Annotated in this window: 17 protein-coding genes and 1 pseudogene; 4 read left to right on the top strand and 14 right to left on the bottom strand. The window is 32.8% G+C overall.

Going from position 1 to position 20,408, the window contains the following annotated elements:
• Positions 1 to 64 precede the first annotated feature (64 nt).
• Positions 65 to 655 carry a YagU family protein gene (locus tag A6B43_RS04850; RefSeq protein WP_124211402.1) on the bottom strand — a complete coding sequence of 197 codons (591 nt, stop codon included), beginning with the start codon at positions 653 to 655 and terminating at the stop codon, positions 65 to 67.
• A gap of 310 nt (positions 656 to 965) precedes the next feature.
• Here A6B43_RS04850 and pgtP point away from each other — a divergent pair, with 310 nt between their 5' ends.
• A complete protein-coding gene (pgtP, locus tag A6B43_RS04845) occupies positions 966 to 2,294 on the top strand; it encodes a phosphoglycerate transporter protein PgtP (RefSeq protein WP_124211401.1) in 1,329 nt (442 codons plus the stop codon).
• Positions 2,295 to 2,348: 54 nt separating this feature from the next.
• Here pgtP and dld read toward each other — a convergent pair whose 3' ends face one another.
• From dld to A6B43_RS04815, 7 genes and pseudogenes are all read right to left on the bottom strand, one after another.
• Positions 2,349 to 4,034, bottom strand: coding sequence for a D-lactate dehydrogenase (gene dld / locus A6B43_RS04840; protein ID WP_124211400.1), 1,686 nt, complete (start codon positions 4,032 to 4,034; stop codon positions 2,349 to 2,351).
• Between the two features lie 120 nt (positions 4,035 to 4,154).
• Complete coding sequence (locus A6B43_RS04835) at positions 4,155 to 4,811, bottom strand: HEPN domain-containing protein (protein WP_124211399.1); 657 nt, start codon at positions 4,809 to 4,811, stop codon at positions 4,155 to 4,157.
• A 66-nt stretch (positions 4,812 to 4,877) separates the two neighbouring features.
• On the bottom strand, positions 4,878 to 5,306 hold the full coding sequence (locus A6B43_RS08825; RefSeq protein ID WP_211329685.1) for a ubiquinol-cytochrome C chaperone family protein: 429 nt from the start codon (positions 5,304 to 5,306) through the stop codon (positions 4,878 to 4,880).
• A 34-nt stretch (positions 5,307 to 5,340) separates the two neighbouring features.
• Positions 5,341 to 5,613: pseudogene (locus A6B43_RS08905) on the bottom strand (hypothetical protein); the annotation flags it as partial.
• 80 nt (positions 5,614 to 5,693) lie between these two features.
• Positions 5,694 to 6,698: a GTPase family protein gene (locus A6B43_RS04825; protein ID WP_124211398.1), complete on the bottom strand. Its 1,005-nt coding sequence runs from the start codon at positions 6,696 to 6,698 to the stop codon at positions 5,694 to 5,696.
• A gap of 35 nt (positions 6,699 to 6,733) precedes the next feature.
• The gene (locus A6B43_RS04820) at positions 6,734 to 7,081 is read right to left on the bottom strand and encodes a hypothetical protein (protein ID WP_124211397.1); all 348 of its coding nucleotides are present in this window, start codon (positions 7,079 to 7,081) and stop codon (positions 6,734 to 6,736) included.
• A gap of 12 nt (positions 7,082 to 7,093) precedes the next feature.
• Positions 7,094 to 7,987, bottom strand: coding sequence for a WYL domain-containing protein (locus A6B43_RS04815; RefSeq protein ID WP_124211396.1), 894 nt, complete (start codon positions 7,985 to 7,987; stop codon positions 7,094 to 7,096).
• 211 nt (positions 7,988 to 8,198) lie between these two features.
• On the opposite strand from A6B43_RS04815, the gene A6B43_RS04810 reads away from it, so the two are divergent.
• Positions 8,199 to 8,558 carry a helix-turn-helix domain-containing protein gene (locus A6B43_RS04810; protein ID WP_237306843.1) on the top strand — a complete coding sequence of 120 codons (360 nt, stop codon included), beginning with the start codon at positions 8,199 to 8,201 and terminating at the stop codon, positions 8,556 to 8,558.
• Positions 8,559 to 8,752: 194 nt separating this feature from the next.
• Positions 8,753 to 10,720, top strand: a complete 1,968-nt coding sequence (acs, locus tag A6B43_RS04805; protein ID WP_124211395.1) for an acetate--CoA ligase — start codon at positions 8,753 to 8,755, stop codon at positions 10,718 to 10,720.
• Between the two features lie 92 nt (positions 10,721 to 10,812).
• On the opposite strand, the gene menB is transcribed toward acs, so the two are convergent.
• A complete protein-coding gene (gene menB / locus A6B43_RS04800) occupies positions 10,813 to 11,670 on the bottom strand; it encodes a 1,4-dihydroxy-2-naphthoyl-CoA synthase (protein WP_124211394.1) in 858 nt (285 codons plus the stop codon).
• Between the two features lie 140 nt (positions 11,671 to 11,810).
• On the opposite strand from menB, the gene A6B43_RS04795 reads away from it, so the two are divergent.
• A complete protein-coding gene (locus A6B43_RS04795; RefSeq protein ID WP_124211393.1) occupies positions 11,811 to 12,440 on the top strand; it encodes an FKBP-type peptidyl-prolyl cis-trans isomerase in 630 nt (209 codons plus the stop codon).
• 141 nt (positions 12,441 to 12,581) lie between these two features.
• Here the strand turns inward: A6B43_RS04795 and ptrA are convergent, their stop codons facing one another.
• Genes ptrA through A6B43_RS04770 form a run of 5 tightly spaced genes read right to left on the bottom strand, consistent with a single transcriptional unit; the run spans position 12,582 to position 20,372 of the window.
• A complete protein-coding gene (ptrA, locus tag A6B43_RS04790; RefSeq protein WP_124211392.1) occupies positions 12,582 to 15,527 on the bottom strand; it encodes a pitrilysin in 2,946 nt (981 codons plus the stop codon).
• Entirely contained in the window at positions 15,527 to 18,832 is a 3,306-nt protein-coding gene (gene recC / locus A6B43_RS04785) for an exodeoxyribonuclease V subunit gamma (protein WP_124211391.1), read from the bottom strand. The genes ptrA and recC overlap by 1 nt, the downstream gene beginning before the upstream one ends.
• Before the next feature lie 50 nt (positions 18,833 to 18,882).
• The gene (locus A6B43_RS04780) at positions 18,883 to 19,176 is read right to left on the bottom strand and encodes a DUF5374 domain-containing protein (RefSeq protein WP_124211390.1); all 294 of its coding nucleotides are present in this window, start codon (positions 19,174 to 19,176) and stop codon (positions 18,883 to 18,885) included.
• Positions 19,163 to 19,810, bottom strand: a complete 648-nt coding sequence (locus A6B43_RS04775) for a DUF2572 family protein (RefSeq protein ID WP_124211389.1) — start codon at positions 19,808 to 19,810, stop codon at positions 19,163 to 19,165. Before A6B43_RS04775 ends, A6B43_RS04780 begins: the two co-directional genes overlap by 14 nt.
• Before the next feature lie 4 nt (positions 19,811 to 19,814).
• Complete coding sequence (locus tag A6B43_RS04770) at positions 19,815 to 20,372, bottom strand: hypothetical protein (protein WP_237306833.1); 558 nt, start codon at positions 20,370 to 20,372, stop codon at positions 19,815 to 19,817.
• Between the last annotated feature and the right edge of the window lie 36 nt (positions 20,373 to 20,408).

The raw sequence follows: 20,408 nt of genomic DNA, 5'->3' as shown, positions 1-20,408 counted from the left end.
CGCCTGTAAACATATACAAGCGGTCAGTTTTTATATTTCTATTCACTTGGAATTAACAATACGACTAATCTAATGGAACTTCTGGATCGGGCTGTTTAGTAATGCGGTTACGTAAATCACGGCGGATCATTTCAATTGTCCAAAACCATAAAATATGCCCTACAATTTCCGAAATATGTTCATATAATGGCCAATCTAAAACAGGCGGGGTTAAACCTAATAATGGGAATGCAATATAGTGGGCCCCAATAGTTGCAACAATCCCAGCAAATACACCTTGCCATAGTTTAACTTTAGGAAAAATTTCAGCAATAACGCAATAAGAAATAGCAAATACTAATGAAAAGATAATATGTGTTACACCAATCCAGTTAAAACCTTGATCAGCAAAAGTAAATACCGCTTGTGTTGGGTCAATACCAAGATAATCTCTTAAAAAAACGTGTGGCGGATTTAAAAATGCACGAGAACAAACCTCAAGAGCTTGAGAAGGATCAGTACAAGCTGAAGCGAAAAAATCAAATGGGCTACGAGGCGGTAACGGATGCTCTGCTCCCCATTTTACAAACGCAGAAATAATACCTGCAATCACACCAACGAAAAGTGCAACACCATAACGACGACGAGTTGGATTCGTTGTTTCAAATAAGTTCATAATGCCCCCTATTTTGTTGTTAATATATATTTTCCTTTGAATAAATTATCAAAGGAATTTTATTTTAAAAGAATAAATAAAATTATGTAGTAATTACGTTTATTTATTTGATACATATCAATTTTTTGATTTCCCTCAATGCTACACAAGATAAATATATCTTTAATCAAATAACGATTACCACTGAATTGAAAACATAGTTAAGAACAAATATACTTGCGTCTCATTCTAATTTAAATGAATGTGTATAGTACAACTATATGTAATATCTTTATAACAACAACCAATAAACCATTTTAAGGAGATACCTATGTTTTCATTCTTGAAAGCCTCTGCTCCAGCCCCTCGCATTGATGATGCAAAGGTCGATGCAGAATATCGCAAATTGCGTTGGCAAGTATTTGCTGGCGTATTCATTGGCTATGCCGCCTATTACTTAATTCGTAAAAACTTCTCTCTCGCTATTCCCTATTTAATTGATGAATATGGCTTTAGTAAAGCCGACCTTGGTAAAGTGGGCGTAGCACTTTCACTTGCTTACGGCTTAAGTAAATTTATTATGGGGAATATCTCTGATCGCAGTAACCCAAAATATTTTATAACTGTTGGCTTACTCGGCTCTGCTATTATTAGTTTAATTTTTGGTTTAGTACCTGGCGTACTATCTTCTATTCCCATTATGATTATATTAGCTGCATTTAATGGCTGGTTTCAGGGAATGGGCTATCCACCAGGTGCAAAAACAATGACAAACTGGTTCTCTGTATCTGAACGGGGTGTTTGGTGGAGCTGGTGGAATGTTTCACACAATATCGGTGGTGGCTTAATCGGGCCATTAGCAATTTTAGGCTTATCCATCTTCGGTGTGTGGCAATCTATGTTCTATTTACCCGCATTGATTGCCATTGTGCTTGCTTTTATTATGTTCTTTTTAATGCGAGATACCCCAGAATCACAAGGGTTACCTCCTATTGATGAATATAAAGGCGAAAAAGTTATTGAGAAAGTAGAGTCTGCACACACCCTTTCTTCTAAAGATATTTTCTTCAAATATATTATTAACAATAAATTCCTTTGGGCAATTACATTTGCAAACGTATTCGTTTATTTTATCCGCTACGGTATTATTGACTGGGCACCGACTTACTTAAAAGAGGTTAAACATTTCTCTGTCGATAAACAAAGCTGGGCATACTTTCTTTACGAATACGCAGGTATTTTTGGAATGCTTGCAAGCGGTTACTTAAGCGATAAAGTTTTCAAAGGACACCGTGCTCCACCAATGCTTCTATTCCTCGTTGGCGTATTAATTGCAATTATTATTTATTGGAAAAACCCTGCGGGTAATCCGTTAATTGATAATATCTGCTTAGTTGCAATTGGTTTCTTAATTTACGGCCCTGTAATGATGATTGGTTTACAAGCAGCAGATTTAGTTCCTCGTGTAGCAACGGGTACAGCAACGGGTTTAACTGGTCTATTTGGCTATTTTATCGGCTCAGCAAGTGCAGGATATGTAATGGGTAAATTAGTCGATCTATTCGGTTGGGACGGTGGCTTCTATGCACTCATCGTTTCTTGTGTACTCGGTTTCTTATTGATTGCACTAACACTATTTAGAAAAACGACTCACGTCTAATTAATAATAAAAAAGCACGTAAGTAACCGCTTGCGTGCTTTTCTTTCTACTTATCTATTTCCAATATTTTTTCTTCGATGTTTGCCCTATCCCAACATTAAAACTGTTTGTTGGATCTAACTTCTGATAGAACGCTTTTAACGTTGGCTTCGCTTCATACAAATGCCCTACATTATGTTCCGCGGGATATTGTGCACCACGTTCATCAAGTAACCTCAGCATTTCTTGTTCAATATCTAACCAATTATAGCCTTTCTTCACAATATAATCTTGATGAAAAACATAGCACATAAAATGCCCATAATAGAGTTTATGGATCAATTTATCATTCAACGATTGAGGTAATTTCTCATACCAGTCTTTATCATTACGGCGTAAGGCAATATCCAAAGCAACAATTTCTTCCACTTCATTTGTATGAACTGCACGATAACGAATTGCTGCAGATGCTACGGCAAAACGATGTAACATTGCCGCTTGTGATTCCTCAGCGTTACATTCAAAATATCCACTTTGATTATTTACTAATTTATCTAAATACTCTCGGGCTTCAGCAATACCCTTTCCACCCATTTTTAAGATCAGATGGTGTTCATATTTGTCCCGATATTGACGTAAACTATCAGGAAGATGCTGAGGAATAAAAATTGATAAAAACTGCAATGCTTTATCACTAAAATGATTAGGCATAAAAGCCCATTTTTTAGTAATTCTATCCACTTTAGCTTTTAATTCAAAAAGCGTTGGCAAGCGGTGTGTTCCAAATTTTTTTATCACCCAAAATGTATCTTTTCCATATTTAGCCGCAATATCAAACGCATCTCGATGAATATATTCACCCGAAATTGGTAAGTTTTCAAACTCAGCTAAAATATGCCGTCTTAACTCCGCTAAAACCTCTGTGCTATTTGTGCCAATATAAAAGACTGCCGTTTCACTCTCTTGCGGGAATGTATCTAGCCGTACCGCAAATACCCCTAATTTTCCCGCACAGCCTGATGCATCATAATGACGATTAGGATCTGCATTAAAACGAGCGGGGGTATCTTCATCTACTTGGCGAATATGATTACAATAATGGTGATCGTGCCCCTTACCACACCCTAGCTGTACATCTTTAGGCTGATAGTGCTGATCTTGTAAATTAGTTAAAATTTCTTCTGGAGTTTTCCCAAGCTCAACACCTAATTTATTGATAAGTTCTAACTCACCTTGCTCATTTAGTTGAGCATATAATGCCATTTCAGTATACGCTGGACCACGCTGTACCAATGCTCCACCTGAATTATTACATACTCCGCCAATTACCGAAGCCCCAATACAAGATGAACCAATTACCGAATGTGGCTCACGTTGATGATCTTTTAACAACAATTCTAATTCATTTAAGGTTGAGCCTGCCAAACAGATTACTTGTTCAGCATTGTTAATCAGCTGAATACCCGTAATCCGCATTGTATTGATAATCACAATCGGACGATCATAATCATCACCATTTGGCGTAGAACCTCCCGTTAATCCTGTATTAGCTGCTTGTGAAATGATGATAACATCTGCTTTAACACAGGCTTTCAGCACCCGCCAATACTCTAATAATGTGGCAGGACGCACTACTGCCAATGCCTGCCCTGTTCCAAACCGATATCCACTTCGATAACTTTCACTTTTACTAGCATCCGTAATGACATATTTTTCACCGACAATCGCATTTAATTCAGAAATGAGTTGATGATCTAACATAATGATTTCCTTAGATAAATTTCATTACATCATATTAACAATCCAACACGTAAATACAATAATAAAAAAGCCAGACTGTGATCTGGCTCGCAAAGATTGCGAAAAATTTATACCTAATTACTATTTATTATCTTGCATAATATAAGGATAGAATGGTTTTCCCCAATCTACCGTTGATGGATTATCAATCATTATTTGAATAATGATAGGAACAATTTTTGATAAAATATCACAACCATCTTGTAATTGTGTACGGTTTGCAGAACTATTATATGTCGATCCACCATGAAAAATTTGGTTTCTCAACGTATAAAGTCGCTCAAAAGTAAAAACAAGAACCCCTCTCGTATTTTTCATTCTTATCGAATTTAATGCCAGATTGTTAGCTTCCTGCATTTTTCTCTCCCATCTATTAGAAGGAAATTCTTTGCGTAATTCAAACCAAAAAGGCTGGAAAGTATAACGATTTTCTAATAATGCAGAAATAGGATCAGGAAGCTCATTCCAAATGATGGACTCTAATTGTTTATTATTATCAAGACAACAAATATTTGTAATAAAATCAATAAAGGTTTCTTTCTCTATGGCAGATTCATTAACAATCTCTCTAGCATAAGCCGCATTGAACGCTATCCATAATGTAGAAAACTTAATATCAGGATCTTCCGTATTTTCTGCTTTCTTTAACCAACTAATTGCACGATGAATGCGTAAACGGAAATCATCAGTATAATTAGATTTATTAGCTCTATAAGTTAGTTCGATTTTTTGAAGCATGTTCTATATTCTCATTAACATATCCTCCCACATTAGCCAATTTGGAGAGGATAGAATATCACTTATTTATAAATCATTAATATCAAATTCTCTTTGTATCTCTTTGCACAAATTATTTTTGTTAATTAAAATAAACTTTTTACGCAATAGAACAATTTGAAAAACAGCTGGAACAGTTACTCTATAATCCGGTCCAGAAATATCAATAGCAGTTATCCCTCCCATTAATACCCAACCAATTGGGCCAGCTAGTACAGTAGCTCCCCTTGTTAAAACTGCACTTGTTGTAATAGATAAACTATGTAAAAACAATGATTTTGTTATTGCTGAAGTAATAAGTGCGGTTAATTGATAAGCAGAAAAACCGCCTGATGCAAAAATCCTTTTAGCTGCATTTGAAATAGCTGAACGGTTCGCTATTTTATAGCCATCAAATTTTATATCTTCAGCAAATTCACTTAGCTCTTCAGCTAACATCTTATTAATAGAGTCCATTAAAATACTAGATAATAAGATGTTTTCGCTCTCTTCAACTTCCCATATAATCTCTTATATTGTTTTTAAGACTTTTATCTGTTATTACCTTATCACAGACATCTAGTAATACTTCACGATAAAGAACACCTTTACCTCCTCTAAATATTGTCATAAAACTATTTGATCCAAAACATTGAATTTCTGCCGAAATATTTTTCCAATATCTAGAGTGTCTTGGATAATATCTCTCATAATTTTCATTATTTGTTAATTCTTCCGTGAGCCTCTTTTTTCCATCTGTATCATGAGTTAAACAATATACTAAGTCGTGTGAATCATTATCTTCACAGGAAGATAAAAATTATAAATCTTTATCCTCCCTATATGCCATATTTCTTATCCTATTTATAAGCTAAATTTAGATAAAACCCAGCCAAATCCTGCTTTTACAGCTGATATTATGTTTGATGGGCTAAAAACTACTTCTGCTGCTTTCTTAGCACCACTCCAAATTATATCAAATAACGATTCTTCAACGGCCTCATTCGTTGAGCGATTATAGTCTAGTCTTCCATCGTCATTTTTATAATTTTCTTTTTTTTGATTTACATCTCTAGAAATTACCACTCGTTTTTTTTTGTCTTTTAATTTATTAACCATAAAATATAATAATTTAGAAATATTATATGGTTGTACTGTTTTCTCAGGTTTCTTAATATTCTCACGCCCAGCCGTAAAATATAAAAGATCAAATTTAATACCCGTTTCAGAATATAATCTATCTTCTAACTCTTTTTTATTCATATCAATAGTTTCCATTAACTCATCATCAGGTCTATTATTCTCATAATCCCATTCTCCATCACAATTTATTTTATCTATTTTATTTAATGCAATAATTATACGATCAGTATCATTCACTTCACTACTTTTAAAGAACGGAATAATATGATTAGTTAATAAAGTATAAGTTGTACCTAAATCTCTACTTGAAGCATCTAAAAGACATAAAACAAGGTCAATTACAGCTTCTCCCTTATCATTCTTTTCTTTTAACTTATCCATAATCATCTTGGAAAATAGCCTATCATTTTCTGATGAATCTCCAAGCCCTGGAGTATCCCAAATAATTGTATTTTTTAATTCATATGCTGTAATTTCTTGTGTCTGAGGTTTTGCACTTTTCCCAATTTCAGCAACATCTTTATTTTCAGATACTCCTTGGATCTTAAAAACCGCATTAACAGTTGAGCTTTTCCCAACTCCTGTTGCCCCTACAACTAATATATTTAGTTTAGTTTGCTTTATATTATCTAATAAATCTCTTAATGTCTTCACTTCTTCTGAATAAGAAAAACTAGAAAGAAAATCTTCAATTTTTTTTAATAGGTCAGCGTTACCATTTTTCATAAATATTCTCCATTTTTATTGTTAATAAATTCTATTTAATTATTTATATTTCTTACTAATATAAATTGGTCATATATTTCAATCTTATAATCTAATTTATAATCAAATAATATATCCGACAATTTCATTACCATTTCAGAAAAATATAAATAAACTTTACTTGAAATATAATGTGATTTATTATAAACACCACATTTTAATTTATTTCCTCTTATATATTTTACAATTTCATTTACAATACTTAATAAATATTCCATATAGCCTTCAGAACATAATGGCATTCCTGTTTGAATAGTAAAACTACAATATTTATCTACTAAATCTTGATAAGATTCTTTATAATTAGATAAAGTTATATCATATATGTCTGAATAATCAATCATATTCTTCTCCATTTAATTATTAATATAATTTTTCATTTGTTCAATAAGATCATCTTGTAACCATTCTGGACTAATAATATGCAAATGCGGTATCCAATATTGAACTAATGGAATAATTTCCATTTCATTGATATTACGGCATTGAAGAAGTAAACTGCCATCATCTAATTTTTCAATAATTTCCTGATTAGGTAATAGATTTCTTCTAAGGAAGTAAGCGGATACTTTAGCTGAAACTTTGATAACGACTTGATTGAGTTGATTTCCGTGTGAAATACTATCGCTCTTTTTAATTTCTTGTAGGAATTTTGGATCTAGCTCAAATTTCTCATTTTTAATAATTAACATCTTAATTTGAGTAAAACAAAATGTTTTTTCTTTACCATTATCTAGCCCAATTAAATACCAGATACCATTTTTATTGACTAAAGAATAAGGCTCTAATTCGTAATTTTTACCCGTATTATCATTGAGTTTTTGGTAATAGAAATGAATTTTAGATTGTTGTTCAATCGCTTTTTGTAGATCATTAAATTCTTTCTGTTTATTTTTAATATCTTCGTACTGAAAGCCTTTTATTTGTATGCTTTGGATTAAGTTGTCCTGAAAGAATTTCCGATCAATTTTAGGTAAGAGATCTTGAATACTGGCAAAATTTGCAAAGCGTTCAATATCTTTTTGAGATAGGTGTCCTAATTGAGATAAATCTAGGCTGTAATAGCCCTGTTCGCACTCTTTCCACTTTAATAAGCTAAAACGTTCATTAAGATCCTTTTGTATCGTGCGGGGAGTAACATTGAAGCGTTCAGCAAGATCCGCTACATTCAAACGCTCTCCCATATTCAAGTCAGTCAGAATAGCAACAAGCCGCTGTGCCACTTTTTCATTTTTTTTATTCTTCGACATAAGCATTCTCTGTTTTTCGATATGTAGAAATTATACTGACCTACTTTGCACGGTTGCTTCGCACGTTTCAATAAAGTTGAAAAAAATTTAGCAAAGTTTTTACTAAATTATACACAACAAACACAAAAATGGAACTTAGATTATTTCAAATAATAATATAGCTCTCTTTTTATTTGAGAGTGAATAGCTAATATTTCTCTACGGAGGAGTAATGATTAAACAAGAAAACTCAGAATTAGATAAACGTGTCGGTAAAGCTGTTGCCCATTACCGTAAAATGGCAGGACTTTCTCAAGCTGAGGTCGCAGAAATAATGGGGCTAAGTAACGATGCTATTTCAAAAATGGAACGTGGGAACATTACCCTTAATGTTTCTCGTTTATTTGAATTTGCACAAATTTTTAATTGCCAAGCCTCTGATTTTTTAATTGCAACGAGTAATCGCGTTGAAGATCAACACCAGCACTTATCTCAACTTCTATTGAAATTAAATTCAGAAGACCGTGGGCAGCTACTCCGTATCATCGAACAAATGATATCCTGGAAACAAGATCACAACAGTATGCCTTAAAATCCCAAATTACAATCTTTCCCTACCATCCATTTTCCAATTTACCTTTCTCAAGGTCAGTATTATTTGTTATAAAAAACCGATCAATGTCACAAAATACAAACAAAGTATTAACATTTGATTGACAATGATCAGCTATTCTGTCTAAATTCTCACCGTCATTAAGCTTTTCTACTCAATTCATTGGAGGCGTTATGCAATATAACCATGATGTAATATTAAAAGAGAACAGAACATTTAAACCAAGTGATGATTTTCGCCGACAAGCAAATATTTCAGGACTTGAAAGTTACCAAGAACTATGGAATTTTGCTGATAAAGACTATCTCAGCTATTGGAGTGATTTAGCCCGTGAGCTAATTACCTGGAAAAAACCATTTATGGAAATTTTTGATGATAGCAATGCTCCTTTCTATAAATGGTTTAGCGATGGCACGTTAAATGTTTCTTACAACTGTTTAGATCGTCATTTACCTGATAAAGGAAACAAAGAAGCCATTATTTTTGAATCTGATTTCGGCCAAGTGCAAATTTTTACTTATGCGCAACTACATAATAGAGTATGCCGTTTTGGTAACGCTTTACGTGAATTGGGAGTGAAAAAGGGCGATAGAGTCATTATTTACCTTCCAATGATTGCAGAAGCCGTCATCGCAATGCAAGCCTGTGCTAGAATTGGTGCAGTACATTCTGTGGTATTCGGTGGCTTTTCTGCTAATGCATTACGAGATCGTATTGAAGATGCAGGTGCAAAATTAGTAATTACGGCAAATGCTGGCTTACGGGGCGGAAAAATTATTCCATTAAAAGAAACGGTGGATGAAGCCTTAGAACTCGGCGGAAAATCCGTAGAAAATGTTGTAGTTTATCACCGCGTGAATATAGATACACCGTGGAAAAAAGGAAGAGATCTTTGGTGGAATGAGCTCACTGCAAACCAACCTGCATTTTGTGAACCTGAATGGGTAAACGCCGAAGATCCTCTCTTTATTCTTTATACATCTGGTTCAACAGGTAAACCTAAAGGGATTGTACACAGCACAGGAGGCTATTTACTCGGTGCATTAAATTCATTCCGTACTGTATTTGATAATAAACAAGACGATATTTTCTGGTGTACTGCTGATGTAGGCTGGATAACAGGGCATTCTTATGTTTGTTACGGTCCACTGGCAAATGGTGCCACACAAGTTATCTATGAAGGTGTACCAAGCTATCCTGATCCAGGGCGAATTTGGCGTATCATTCAACGACATAAAATTACCGTTTTCTATACTTCTCCAACCTTAATTCGTTCCTTAACCCGCCTTGGTGAGCATATTCCCAATAAATACGATCTTTCATCATTACGCTTATTAGGTAGTGTTGGAGAACCGATCAATCCATCAGCCTGGATGTGGTTCTATGAAATAGTTGGAAAAAATCGCTGCCCGATTGTTGATACTTGGTGGCAAACAGAAACAGGCTCTATTATGTTAGCACCTATACCAGGTGTCATTGCAACTAAACCAGGTTCTTGTACATTGCCTCTTCCTGGCATTATGGCAGAAGTGCTTGATGAGTCAGGCAATAAATGTGAGCCAGAACAAGGTGGCATATTAGTAATTAAACGTCCATTCCCATCAATGCTACGCACTATTTGGAACGATCCTGAACGCTTCAAAAAAACCTATTTTCCAGAAGAATATGGTGGTAAATATTACGTTGCAGGCGATTCTGCTCACCGTGATAATGATGGCTATTTCTGGATTTTAGGAAGAACTGATGACGTATTGAATGTATCAGGACATCGCTTAGGTACAATGGAGATTGAATCAGCTTTAGTTTCCAATCCAAAAGTGGCTGAAGCCGCCGTAGTTGGCAAACCTGATGAAATTAAAGGGGAATCTATCGTTGCCTTTATTGTACTAAATGGAATGCGTCCTGAAGGTGAAGAAGCCAAAGAACTCGCTGAAGAACTAAAAACTTGGGTTTCAAATGAAATTGGTAAAATCGCACGGCCTGAAGATATTCGTTTTGCCGAAAACTTACCAAAAACTCGTTCTGGTAAAATTATGCGTCGCCTATTACGTTCTATCGCAAAAAATGAGCTTATAACACAGGATATTTCAACGCTTGAAAATCCGCAAATTATCGGACAATTACAGCAGCAATTACTGTAACAAGCGGTCAGATCCGAGTAAATTTTTGCAATTTAATAAGGGGCAATAATTATTGCCCCTTTTCCTATGAGAATGCCAATAAATACTTTATTTTATGGATTACGTTTAAATTTACTGAAATTAGGCGCTCGTTTTTCATTAAACGCATTGCGTCCTTCTTGCCCTTCCTCTGTCATATAAAATAACATTGTGGCATTACCTGCTAACTCTTGTAACCCTGCTTGCCCATCACAATCTGCATTCAATGCAGCTTTCAAGCAACGCAAAGCAATTGGACTATTACGTAACATTTCACGACACCAACGCACAGTCTCTTTCTCTAAATCTACATAAGGAACAACTGTATTGACTAGTCCCATATCTAAAGCTTCTTTCGCATCATATTGACGACATAAGAACCAAATCTCACGAGCTTTTTTCTGCCCAACAATACGAGCCATATAACTTGCGCCCCAACCGCCATCAAAAGATCCAACTTTCGGGCCTGTTTGACCGAAAATGGCATTTTCTGCGGCAATCGTCAAATCACACAACATATGTAGAACGTGTCCCCCACCAATCGCATAGCCCGCTACCATTGCCACAACAGGTTTCGGACAGCTACGAATATCACGCTGAAAATCTAAAACATTCAGATGATGCACACCGCTCTCGTCCTTATAACCGCCGTAATCGCCTCGAACTTTTTGATCTCCCCCCGAACAAAATGCTTTTTCGCCTTGCCCAGTCAGTACAATAACCCCAATATTTTCATCAAAACGAGCATCTGCAAAGGCGTTAATCATCTCTTTAACCGTTTGAGGGCGGAAAGCATTACGCACTTCAGGGCGATTGATGGTAATTTTGGCAATACCATCGTTCGATTTATGGTAAAGAATATCTGTATAGCCTTCACTATAATCTACCCATTCAGCAGGTGCGTAAAGCACATCATCTTTTGAATTTTGCATTTCTTCGTCCTTTTTTCAAAAATTAAGCGGTCAGATTATACCTGAATTTTGCAAATTTTTCGGTAAATCTCACCGCTTGCACTTGTATTTATCAAATCTATCGCTATATTCCATAGGTCAATTAAACAAAAGGAAACATTATGTCTTTAAATTTAGAAGCAGTAAAATTAGAAAGCGTAGAAGCACAAGGCGGATACGGCGTTGGGCTACAAATCGGACAGCAGCTTATCGGTAGTGGCTTAGAAGTTGAACCTGAGGCTGTGGTAAAAGGTATTTTTGATGTATTAAACCAAAATCCACCTGCATTAGACCTCAATGTGGTTACCAAAGCATTACAAGAATTACAACAACGTGCAGAAGCAATGCAAGCAGAAGCCTTTAAAGCCTTAGAAGCAGAAGGCAAAGCATTCCTAGAAGAAAATAAGAAACACTCAACAGTAAAAGAAACGGAAAGCGGTTTACAATACGAAGTATTGACAGAAGGAACTGGTAAAGTGCCAACTAAATCAGATAAAGTTCGTGTTCACTACACCGGTTCATTAATCGATGGCACTGTTTTTGATAGCTCAGTAAAACGTGGTACACCAGCAGAATTCCCAGTAACTGGCGTTATTCCAGGTTGGGTTGAAGCCTTACAAATGATGCCTGTTGGCTCAAAATGGCGTTTAACAATCCCTCATCATCTAGCCTATGGTGAACGTGGTGCAGGAGCTTCAATTCCACCACTTAGCACATTAGTATTTGAAGTAGAATTACTTGATATTGTTTAATATGAGCTAATCTCTAATCATAAATAAAAACGGCGCTTAATTGTGCCGTTTTTATTCTATTTAACTAGCTAAACACTTACTAACAAGCTGCCAATAAATTGCAAAAGTTACCTTAAACTTACCGCTTGCTTATTGTATTGATTAATAAGATTTACGCTCAAACTGCTGTTGAATTTCTTCAATACTAGTTACTTTTTCAAATCCTTTTAATTCCGCAGGCTGATTAATCTTTTTATTAATTCCAATTGCTTGGCTAGCAAGTACAAACCCTTTTTGATCGATAACGGCTTGTTGGTAGAAATCAATAATATCCTGCAATTTAAGCTGTTTAAGTGTAGCGATAACTTGTGTTTTATGATCAAATTTATCATTGCCACGTTCAAAATCATTCTCAAAATTCGCAAACTCTTGAGCAAGAGATTCAGGCTTACGCTCTAAAATTTTAATCAAGCTACTACGGTATTTCTCGAAATCTTCTGCCGACATTGCTTTTAATTTCGCTAAAGTTTCAGCAAAGAAACGTTGATTATGCTCCATAATCGCTTGAGCAGAAACCGTTGGGCTTTGAACTAGAAATTGTAAGCCTGATGTTTTACCAATACGATTTGTCGTTGCATAGACCACATAGCCTAGCTGTTTATCAGTACGCAAATCATCAAAATACCAGCGAGAAATAATACTTTGTAACAAAGACGCTCGGCTGATACTATCAATTTCTTGATAATTATTAGGGAAATAAGCAACTGTTAAAGCATTATCTTCGTGTGGAATTTGCTTTATATAATTTAATTTACGTTGGCTTTGGTTAATATCAATATATTCGCCACGATTTATTTCTGAATTAGCATATTTAATTGTTTGATCTAGCGTATTAACAATATCTTTTACCTGTTCATCAGTAAAATTACCTAATGATAATACTTTAAGCCCTGTTGCTTTAGTTAAAATGCGTTGACGAGCTTGCTCAATATCATTAAGCTGAATTGTTTCAATCATTTTACGTTCTTTATCCATTTCAAAATAAGGATATGATTTAAAATTCGTTATTACACTATTTGCTTGACGTAGCGCATTCTCTTTTTCTTGCTTATCTAAAGCCTCTAGATAACGCTGTTTAGCTTGAGATAATACCTCTTGTTTTAATTCAAATCGGCTAAAATTCTGCAATTTATCTTTTAATAATTTTGCTAAATTTTGCGTATAGCCACTTAATCCAATCGTTAAGCCATTAACTCCACTATTAATGTTTGTTTCAATACCAGCAACTGTCGATTGAAAATCAATATTCGCTTGTTCTAATTCACTCATATAATTTAATAATGAAGTACTAATATAATTTTTTAATTCATAGTTATTTGGAAAATTTGTAAAACCAATATTCATTATTGCTTTAGGCTCATCTGAAAAATATTGGCTACCCATTGCATAAATTTCTGTACCTTTTTCTTTTTCAACTAATAAAGGGATTTTACGAGATTTATCCACTTTATTTAATGAAAAATCAGTTGCAAAATATGGGTTTAATGCTGGTAATTTTAATTCTGGATTTTTACTAAAATCTAACCACTGTTTCTTCTGCTCGTCTGTAATTTTACGAATTGCATAAGGTGCTTCAAAATATTTAGTTTTATGATCTGTTGTTGCTTTATCATTAATTAACATAATACGAGCATTATCAACAGTCATTTCTGCTAATTTTTCTTCAATCGCTTTATTATCCATTGTATCGACAATAAATCCTGCATCAATGACATTTTCTAATGGATAATACATCATTTTAGAAACAAGCCCTGCAACATAACTACCACTTTTCTCAGTTTGTAAATGCTCAAAAGCTTGATTTAAACTTACTTTTAATTCATCAAAATAACTAGGTTGTACGCCTACTTTTTTAATTTTATTGATCTGTTGGAAGACTAAAGAAATAATCTTCTCTTTTTGCTCTAAACCTTTATCGGTTAAATCAATATAGAATGTAAAATCACCACGATTACGGCTTACATCATCAGAACTTTCTGATTGCACACCGCTATCAGATAAACCTTCTTTAATTAAATAATCTGATAATGTACCTTCACTATTATTATTAAAGACATAAGCTAAATATTCACCCGTTTTATGTTTAAATTGCGCTTTATCTTCTGGCATATCAAAAGAAATTACTAACATTTTATTTGGTTTAACGGGTTTATAATCAATAATAACGCTCTTATCTTGCTCTCTAAAAAATGGCATATCCATTATAGGTACAGATAAGTTTTTATTTTTTACTTTACCTAGATTTTTCTCGGCTAATTGAGCTAATTTTTCAATCGGCTGATTCGAATAAAGCACTGCTTTCATCAAATTTGCTGAATAATGTTGCTGATAAAATTTAACTAATTCATCTTGCAATTTACTCTCTTTTTTATCGGATAACGTAACATTATTTCCCACTGCAAATTTAGTAATTGGGTGATTTGGATTTGCTGTTGCTAAATTAACATCATGCATTAAAAATGCATCATTTGATTTTGCTCTTACCATTTCTGCATTTACTGCATTGACTTCTTTTTTCGCATTTTTTTCAGATAAAAGTGGCTGAGCAAATGCATCAGACAAACGGGCAACGGCCTCATCAAAGGCATTATTATTTACTTCTAAATAGTAAACAGTACGATCAGATGCTGTATAAGCGTTATTATAGCCACCATTTTTTGTCAGAAATCCATCTAAGCTATTTGTTTCAGGAAACGCTTTTGATCCCATTAGAATCATATGCTCAAGATAATGTGCCAGCCCCTGTTGCTGAACAGGATCTTCCATAGATCCCATAGGTAAACCAACAGACATCAGGGATTTATTGGCCTTTTCATCAGAAATAAGTAGCACTTCCATCCCATTTTCCAAACGGATTCCTTGATAAATAGCTTTATCTGCTGGGCTTTTAGTAATAGTACTATTAATTACACTAAAGCCTTTTTGCTGTGCAGCCACAACATTGCTAGCAGTGTGATTTACACTAGAATTTGCAAATACTGCGGTAGAATGCACAAGCCCTAAAGCAAAAATAGTATGTAAACTGTACGTTAAAAACGATTTCTTCATTATAAATCCTTATTAATATGTTGAGTCATTTTGCCAAACCAAGCCACTGTTCGGTTGTGAATTTCCGCATAGTCTAATGCGGAAGTTTGTGCCATAACTCGTTGCAAATAAACATTGTTATCTTCAGATTGTAATGCTTTTTGACATTGTACTTCGATGGAAGTTTCTTTCTGAAATTTTTTAATATATGTTTCTATATTATCGGTAATTGCCCATTTTAATTGAGTAAAACTTTCTAAATAATCTGATAAATACTCATTTAATAAATGTTCAGCTTCTTCATTTGAAATACCTGTAAATGTTAAATAATTTACATTATCTTTATTTCGATAATAAAATCTGATTTCTTCAATAATATCACTTTTAGTTTTACTATTTTTATTTTGATTAGCCCTCAGTAGTAAATAATATATCCACATTTGAATAATATATTTATCCTTCAATGAGCCAACTCTCCATTGAACAATGGTTTCATCAAATAAATTCTGAATATTACCAATTAATTTTACAGTATGATTACCAAAATGAAATTTATATATACATTCAATACTATCAGGCTGTTTAGATAAATAAATAGATAACCTTTCTCTTAATTTACTGATCGATAAAGTTAATTGTTGTTCACTAATTTTTGCAAAAGAACTAGCAGGTAGACTACCTTGTAACTTTGCATTCTCAAAAAGTTTATCAAACTGATTTATCTCTACATTTATAAGCTCCTCTAATAAATTAAACTTTTCTAATCCAGAAAGATTAAAATGTTCTGAATCTAATATTGATTTATCATAACTTTCTAAATTAACACCTAGTTGATAATTAAAAAAATATTTTAATGGTGATTGTAAATAAGCAATAAGATGAGATAAATCGACTTCTATTTCGTCTTCATTATTTTCGTTTTTATATAACGCTCTATCATTAGTGATTTCTGTTAAAAACTCAAGCTCTGAGCTTGATTGATTTTTAGCTTTTAACCACTCTTTATCATAGGCAATATTTCCATTAATAAAATTTCTAGGACTAAATATCGTCATAGAATGATAATTAATTATTAATTTCTGTCCATTACTCAGCCTATCTTGAAGATAATCAATTAATTGAGAAACTAAAACAGAGGGTAATTTATTTGTACTATCCGTTAATGATTGTCCAATATAACTGACATAAAAAATTTGTTGTGCAGAAAGTAGTGCTTCTAAAAATAAATAACGATCATCATCACGTTTAGAACGATCGCCTTTCTGATAAGCATATTGCATTAAATCAAAATTATTTAATACCTGCTGACGAGGAAAATCCCCTTCATTCATTCCTAATAAACAAACGACTTTAAAAGGAATAGCTCGCATTGGTAACAAAGTGCAGAAATTTACTTTTCCAACTAAAAAATTAAGATTATTTCTCTGTTCGCTTAATCTCTGTTCAAATAAAAGTGAAATAACCTCAATATCTAATTTTTCCATAAAATCAGCTTGTTCAATATGATTAAATGTTGATTCAATAATTTCTAATAAATTTGATAGTGTTACCGCATTTTCTTCATTATCTTGATAAAACTTCTGAATTAATTGAGTGAGCATTATTTTCCACTCTAACGCACTATGTGGTTCAATAATAAAATTAACCCAAGCGGTTAGATTTTGAATAAATTTTGCAATATATCCTATAATTTCTGCAGAAAGACCATAACTTTCATCAAAAGCAAGAATATCTTGCCAAGCATTATTTTCTGCTTTTAAACTTAGCCCCAATAATAAGCGATTTAGACCATTTTCCCACGAATTATAATTCGTCCAATTATCATTATCTTTTTTAAGTCCTGCACGAACACCAGATAACTCAGCCCATTCTCTTAATGTTGATAATTGTATTTCTGTTAATTGATACTTTTCTCTAATTGCTTTTACATCAAATAAAGAAAAAATTTCATCTAATATAAACTTCCGATCCTTTAACGATAATATATTAATAAAACTAGCAATAATTGGATCAATATAGTTGATCTTTTGATCCGAAAGGGAAAATGGAATAAATCTAGGATCTTTCCTATTATAACTAGAAAATACCGCATTAATATAAGGAGCATAACTATCAATATCCGCAGACATTACAATAATATCTTTAGGGGCTAAATCAGGGTTTTGTTCAAAAAGCAATAATAATTGATTATGCAATACTTCCACTTCCCGCATTTTACTGTGGCAAGCATGAATTTGAATAGAATTATCTTGCTCTGCTATATTAAAATTTGAATGGTATTCAGAATATAAAATAGCATTTTTAATTTGATCAAGTAGTTTTCCTGTTTCAAATGGCTGATAATAATCAATGTCTTGTAATTCATTTTCTGCAAGCAAACTCAAAAATTCTTTTCCTTGCTTTCCCCATATTGTTAGAAGTGGATTACCCTGCTCTGCTAACAGTTGATCAATCTCTTCAGTTGATAAATTTCTCTTTAATGCTAATTTTTCTAAAACCTTATCTTCCCGATCATTTGCCCAATAACTTTCACTAGGATTAGTAAAAAAGAAATGAATATGACAATATTCGCTTAATTTTTTTAAAAAGTTTAATTGTATTTGGGGTAAAGAAGAAATGCCAAAAATAAAGATACGTTTTGGTAATTTTTCTTTTTCTAATTCTGTTAAAGAATCTAATTTATCAAAATAGCGCTGTTGTAAATAAGCACGATGAGATGTTGTAAATATAAGTTCAGGCGTATCTTTTTTTAAATCATTTACTAATGCATTCCATAAAATACACTGCCATTTCATATTTATTTCAATAGCCGTCATATCTTTATTTTTGAACGAAATTGTTTGTGATATCTCATTTAATACTTTACCTAGTTCACCATTTTCCCATAAAATTAACCATTGTGGTCGATAAACTAAATATTGATCAAACAAATCTGCAATCTTACTTACTAATTGATATTCTTTTAATTGATCAGCCTGTTTTAAATAATGAGCTAAAAGACTAAATTCTTCCATTGCTAGATAATTTGGCAGTAAACGCATTAAATGCCATACCATTGCATTACGTTCAAAGATATTCTCTTTTGGCAGTTCTGGAAATAATAGGCGATATTGCTGCCATAAAAAACTTGTCGGGTAAGGAAATTGAATATTACCAATAACACCAATCTGTTCTGACATTTGCATTTGTAGCCATTGTGCCATTCCTAGACTTTGGACTAATACTACTTCTTGACTAAAGGGATCAGGATTTGGATCTTGTTGTAAAATCTTAATTAATACATCTTTATGGTGGCTAATTTGATTAGAATAGTAAACAGTAAACATTGCAATTTCCTCATAATTTTGGCTATTTTACTGTTTTAAATAACCCTTGGCTAAGGGTTTCCAACTTTTATTTCTCCTAATGGAAATATCACTTTAATAAAAGAATGATTACATTGTACTGTAAAAAGCAAATTATTTTGCTTAACCAACCGCTCACATTCACGATTTGCCATTTTTAATGCAATTTGATTTTCAGCAATCTGTAATGCTTGTTGCTGTTGGTATAAAAAATTAGCTAGCCTTGTTTGTTTTGATTGCCATTTATTATAAGAAAATAACATTATCGCAAATAAACTTATCGTCATTAGCACGCTAATACCTGTTTCAGCTTTAATCAATTTCATTAGATAATAGACTCTTAGAATGAGATAAATACGACCAACTAGAAAGTTGATTATCTATATTCTCAATCACCTCTTTCTTATAAGAGATATTACGTTCTTTTCTTTTATTATCATAAGAAGAATATAATACACCATAAATATTATACCTACCTTTTATATCAAAATAATTATCGGTAATAATAATTCCATAAAAATGATTAGGAAGTTCTCCATCAATATCATCTAATACTTTAACAATTTTTGGATTATCTATTGAAGTTAAAGGAAGTTCATCTAACTTACTAATTAGATAAATATTATCTTTATAATCATCACTATTCAAATACTGTCTAATTTGTTGATATTCAATATAACTTTTTGTTGGCTTTTTAATAAAAAAAGATTTCTTAATACAGTTAAAAGAATAGTTTAAAAATTGTATTTTCTCTTTCTGTAATTGACTACATAATATGTTCTCATCTCGCTTAAGGTCAATAATAAGATTAAAATTATTATTTAAATATTGATAATGATAATTATGTGTTATTTTCTTTTCAGATAACATATCATCTTTAGTGATAAATAAAAGAGTAAATAATATACTTAATAGTAGTAATGAAAGAATAGATACATTTCCATAAAAAAAATATCTCATAGCTTTACCTATTCAATAAATAACTATAAGCGGTTTCTTGGTAACTAATATTTTTCATTTTATTAGAACGTAATGTTAAACCTATCGCTAATAATTTATCCGATACAATCCATTTGAAGGATAAATTATCAACAGTATAATCAGATAACTCAAAAGCCTTTCGCCATAAATTAAGTTCACAACTTTTAGCCCACTGATTACAGTGATCCGAATAGCAACGATCAATCGCCTTATCATCAAAAAATGATATTTGTTTTGATTCAAATTTAATACCAAATAACTCCTTTTTAACATCTTTAGTATTATTAATTTTATCTTTTATACAAGGCTGTTTTTTATTTCGACTACCAATACAACCATCTTGATTTAAATCATATAGAAAAAGAAAGCAGTGTGGTGAACCTAAGTAATACGCTTTTCCATCTATTAAAAAAGAATCATAATTACTTTCTGTACGAAATGGACCTTGATACCCACTATGCTGGATATGTTGTTGAAAATAATTCAATAGTTGTTGCGTAGTTTGCTGTAAATTAAGTAATTCTCGTTGCTTATTCTGCATAGAATAAATATTAGTATAAAAATAAGAACAGACAAA

The sequence above is a fragment of the Vespertiliibacter pulmonis genome, from assembly GCF_013377275.1.
GTDB classification, from domain to species: Bacteria; Pseudomonadota; Gammaproteobacteria; order Enterobacterales; family Pasteurellaceae; genus Vespertiliibacter; species Vespertiliibacter pulmonis.
This window is presented reverse-complemented; position numbering and strand designations above follow the sequence as displayed.

Excerpts from the sequence above, each read along its gene's own strand:
- A6B43_RS04850 (WP_124211402.1), bottom strand. The coding sequence starts at position 655 with ATGAACTTATTTGAAACAACGAATCCAACTCGTCGTCGTTATGGTGTT.
- pgtP (WP_124211401.1), top strand. The coding sequence starts at position 966 with ATGTTTTCATTCTTGAAAGCCTCTGCTCCAGCCCCTCGCATTGATGAT.
- dld (WP_124211400.1), bottom strand. The coding sequence starts at position 4,034 with ATGTTAGATCATCAACTCATTTCTGAATTAAATGCGATTGTCGGTGAA.
- A6B43_RS04835 (WP_124211399.1), bottom strand. The coding sequence starts at position 4,811 with ATGCTTCAAAAAATCGAACTAACTTATAGAGCTAATAAATCTAATTAT.
- A6B43_RS08825 (WP_211329685.1), bottom strand. The coding sequence starts at position 5,306 with ATGGACTCTATTAATAAGATGTTAGCTGAAGAGCTAAGTGAATTTGCT.
- A6B43_RS04825 (WP_124211398.1), bottom strand. The coding sequence starts at position 6,698 with ATGAAAAATGGTAACGCTGACCTATTAAAAAAAATTGAAGATTTTCTT.
- A6B43_RS04820 (WP_124211397.1), bottom strand. The coding sequence starts at position 7,081 with ATGATTGATTATTCAGACATATATGATATAACTTTATCTAATTATAAA.
- A6B43_RS04815 (WP_124211396.1), bottom strand. The coding sequence starts at position 7,987 with ATGTCGAAGAATAAAAAAAATGAAAAAGTGGCACAGCGGCTTGTTGCT.
- A6B43_RS04810 (WP_237306843.1), top strand. The coding sequence starts at position 8,199 with ATGATTAAACAAGAAAACTCAGAATTAGATAAACGTGTCGGTAAAGCT.
- acs (WP_124211395.1), top strand. The coding sequence starts at position 8,753 with ATGCAATATAACCATGATGTAATATTAAAAGAGAACAGAACATTTAAA.
- menB (WP_124211394.1), bottom strand. The coding sequence starts at position 11,670 with ATGCAAAATTCAAAAGATGATGTGCTTTACGCACCTGCTGAATGGGTA.
- A6B43_RS04795 (WP_124211393.1), top strand. The coding sequence starts at position 11,811 with ATGTCTTTAAATTTAGAAGCAGTAAAATTAGAAAGCGTAGAAGCACAA.
- ptrA (WP_124211392.1), bottom strand. The coding sequence starts at position 15,527 with ATGAAGAAATCGTTTTTAACGTACAGTTTACATACTATTTTTGCTTTA.
- recC (WP_124211391.1), bottom strand. The coding sequence starts at position 18,832 with ATGTTTACTGTTTACTATTCTAATCAAATTAGCCACCATAAAGATGTA.
- A6B43_RS04780 (WP_124211390.1), bottom strand. The coding sequence starts at position 19,176 with ATGAAATTGATTAAAGCTGAAACAGGTATTAGCGTGCTAATGACGATA.
- A6B43_RS04775 (WP_124211389.1), bottom strand. The coding sequence starts at position 19,810 with ATGAGATATTTTTTTTATGGAAATGTATCTATTCTTTCATTACTACTA.
- A6B43_RS04770 (WP_237306833.1), bottom strand. The coding sequence starts at position 20,372 with ATGCAGAATAAGCAACGAGAATTACTTAATTTACAGCAAACTACGCAA.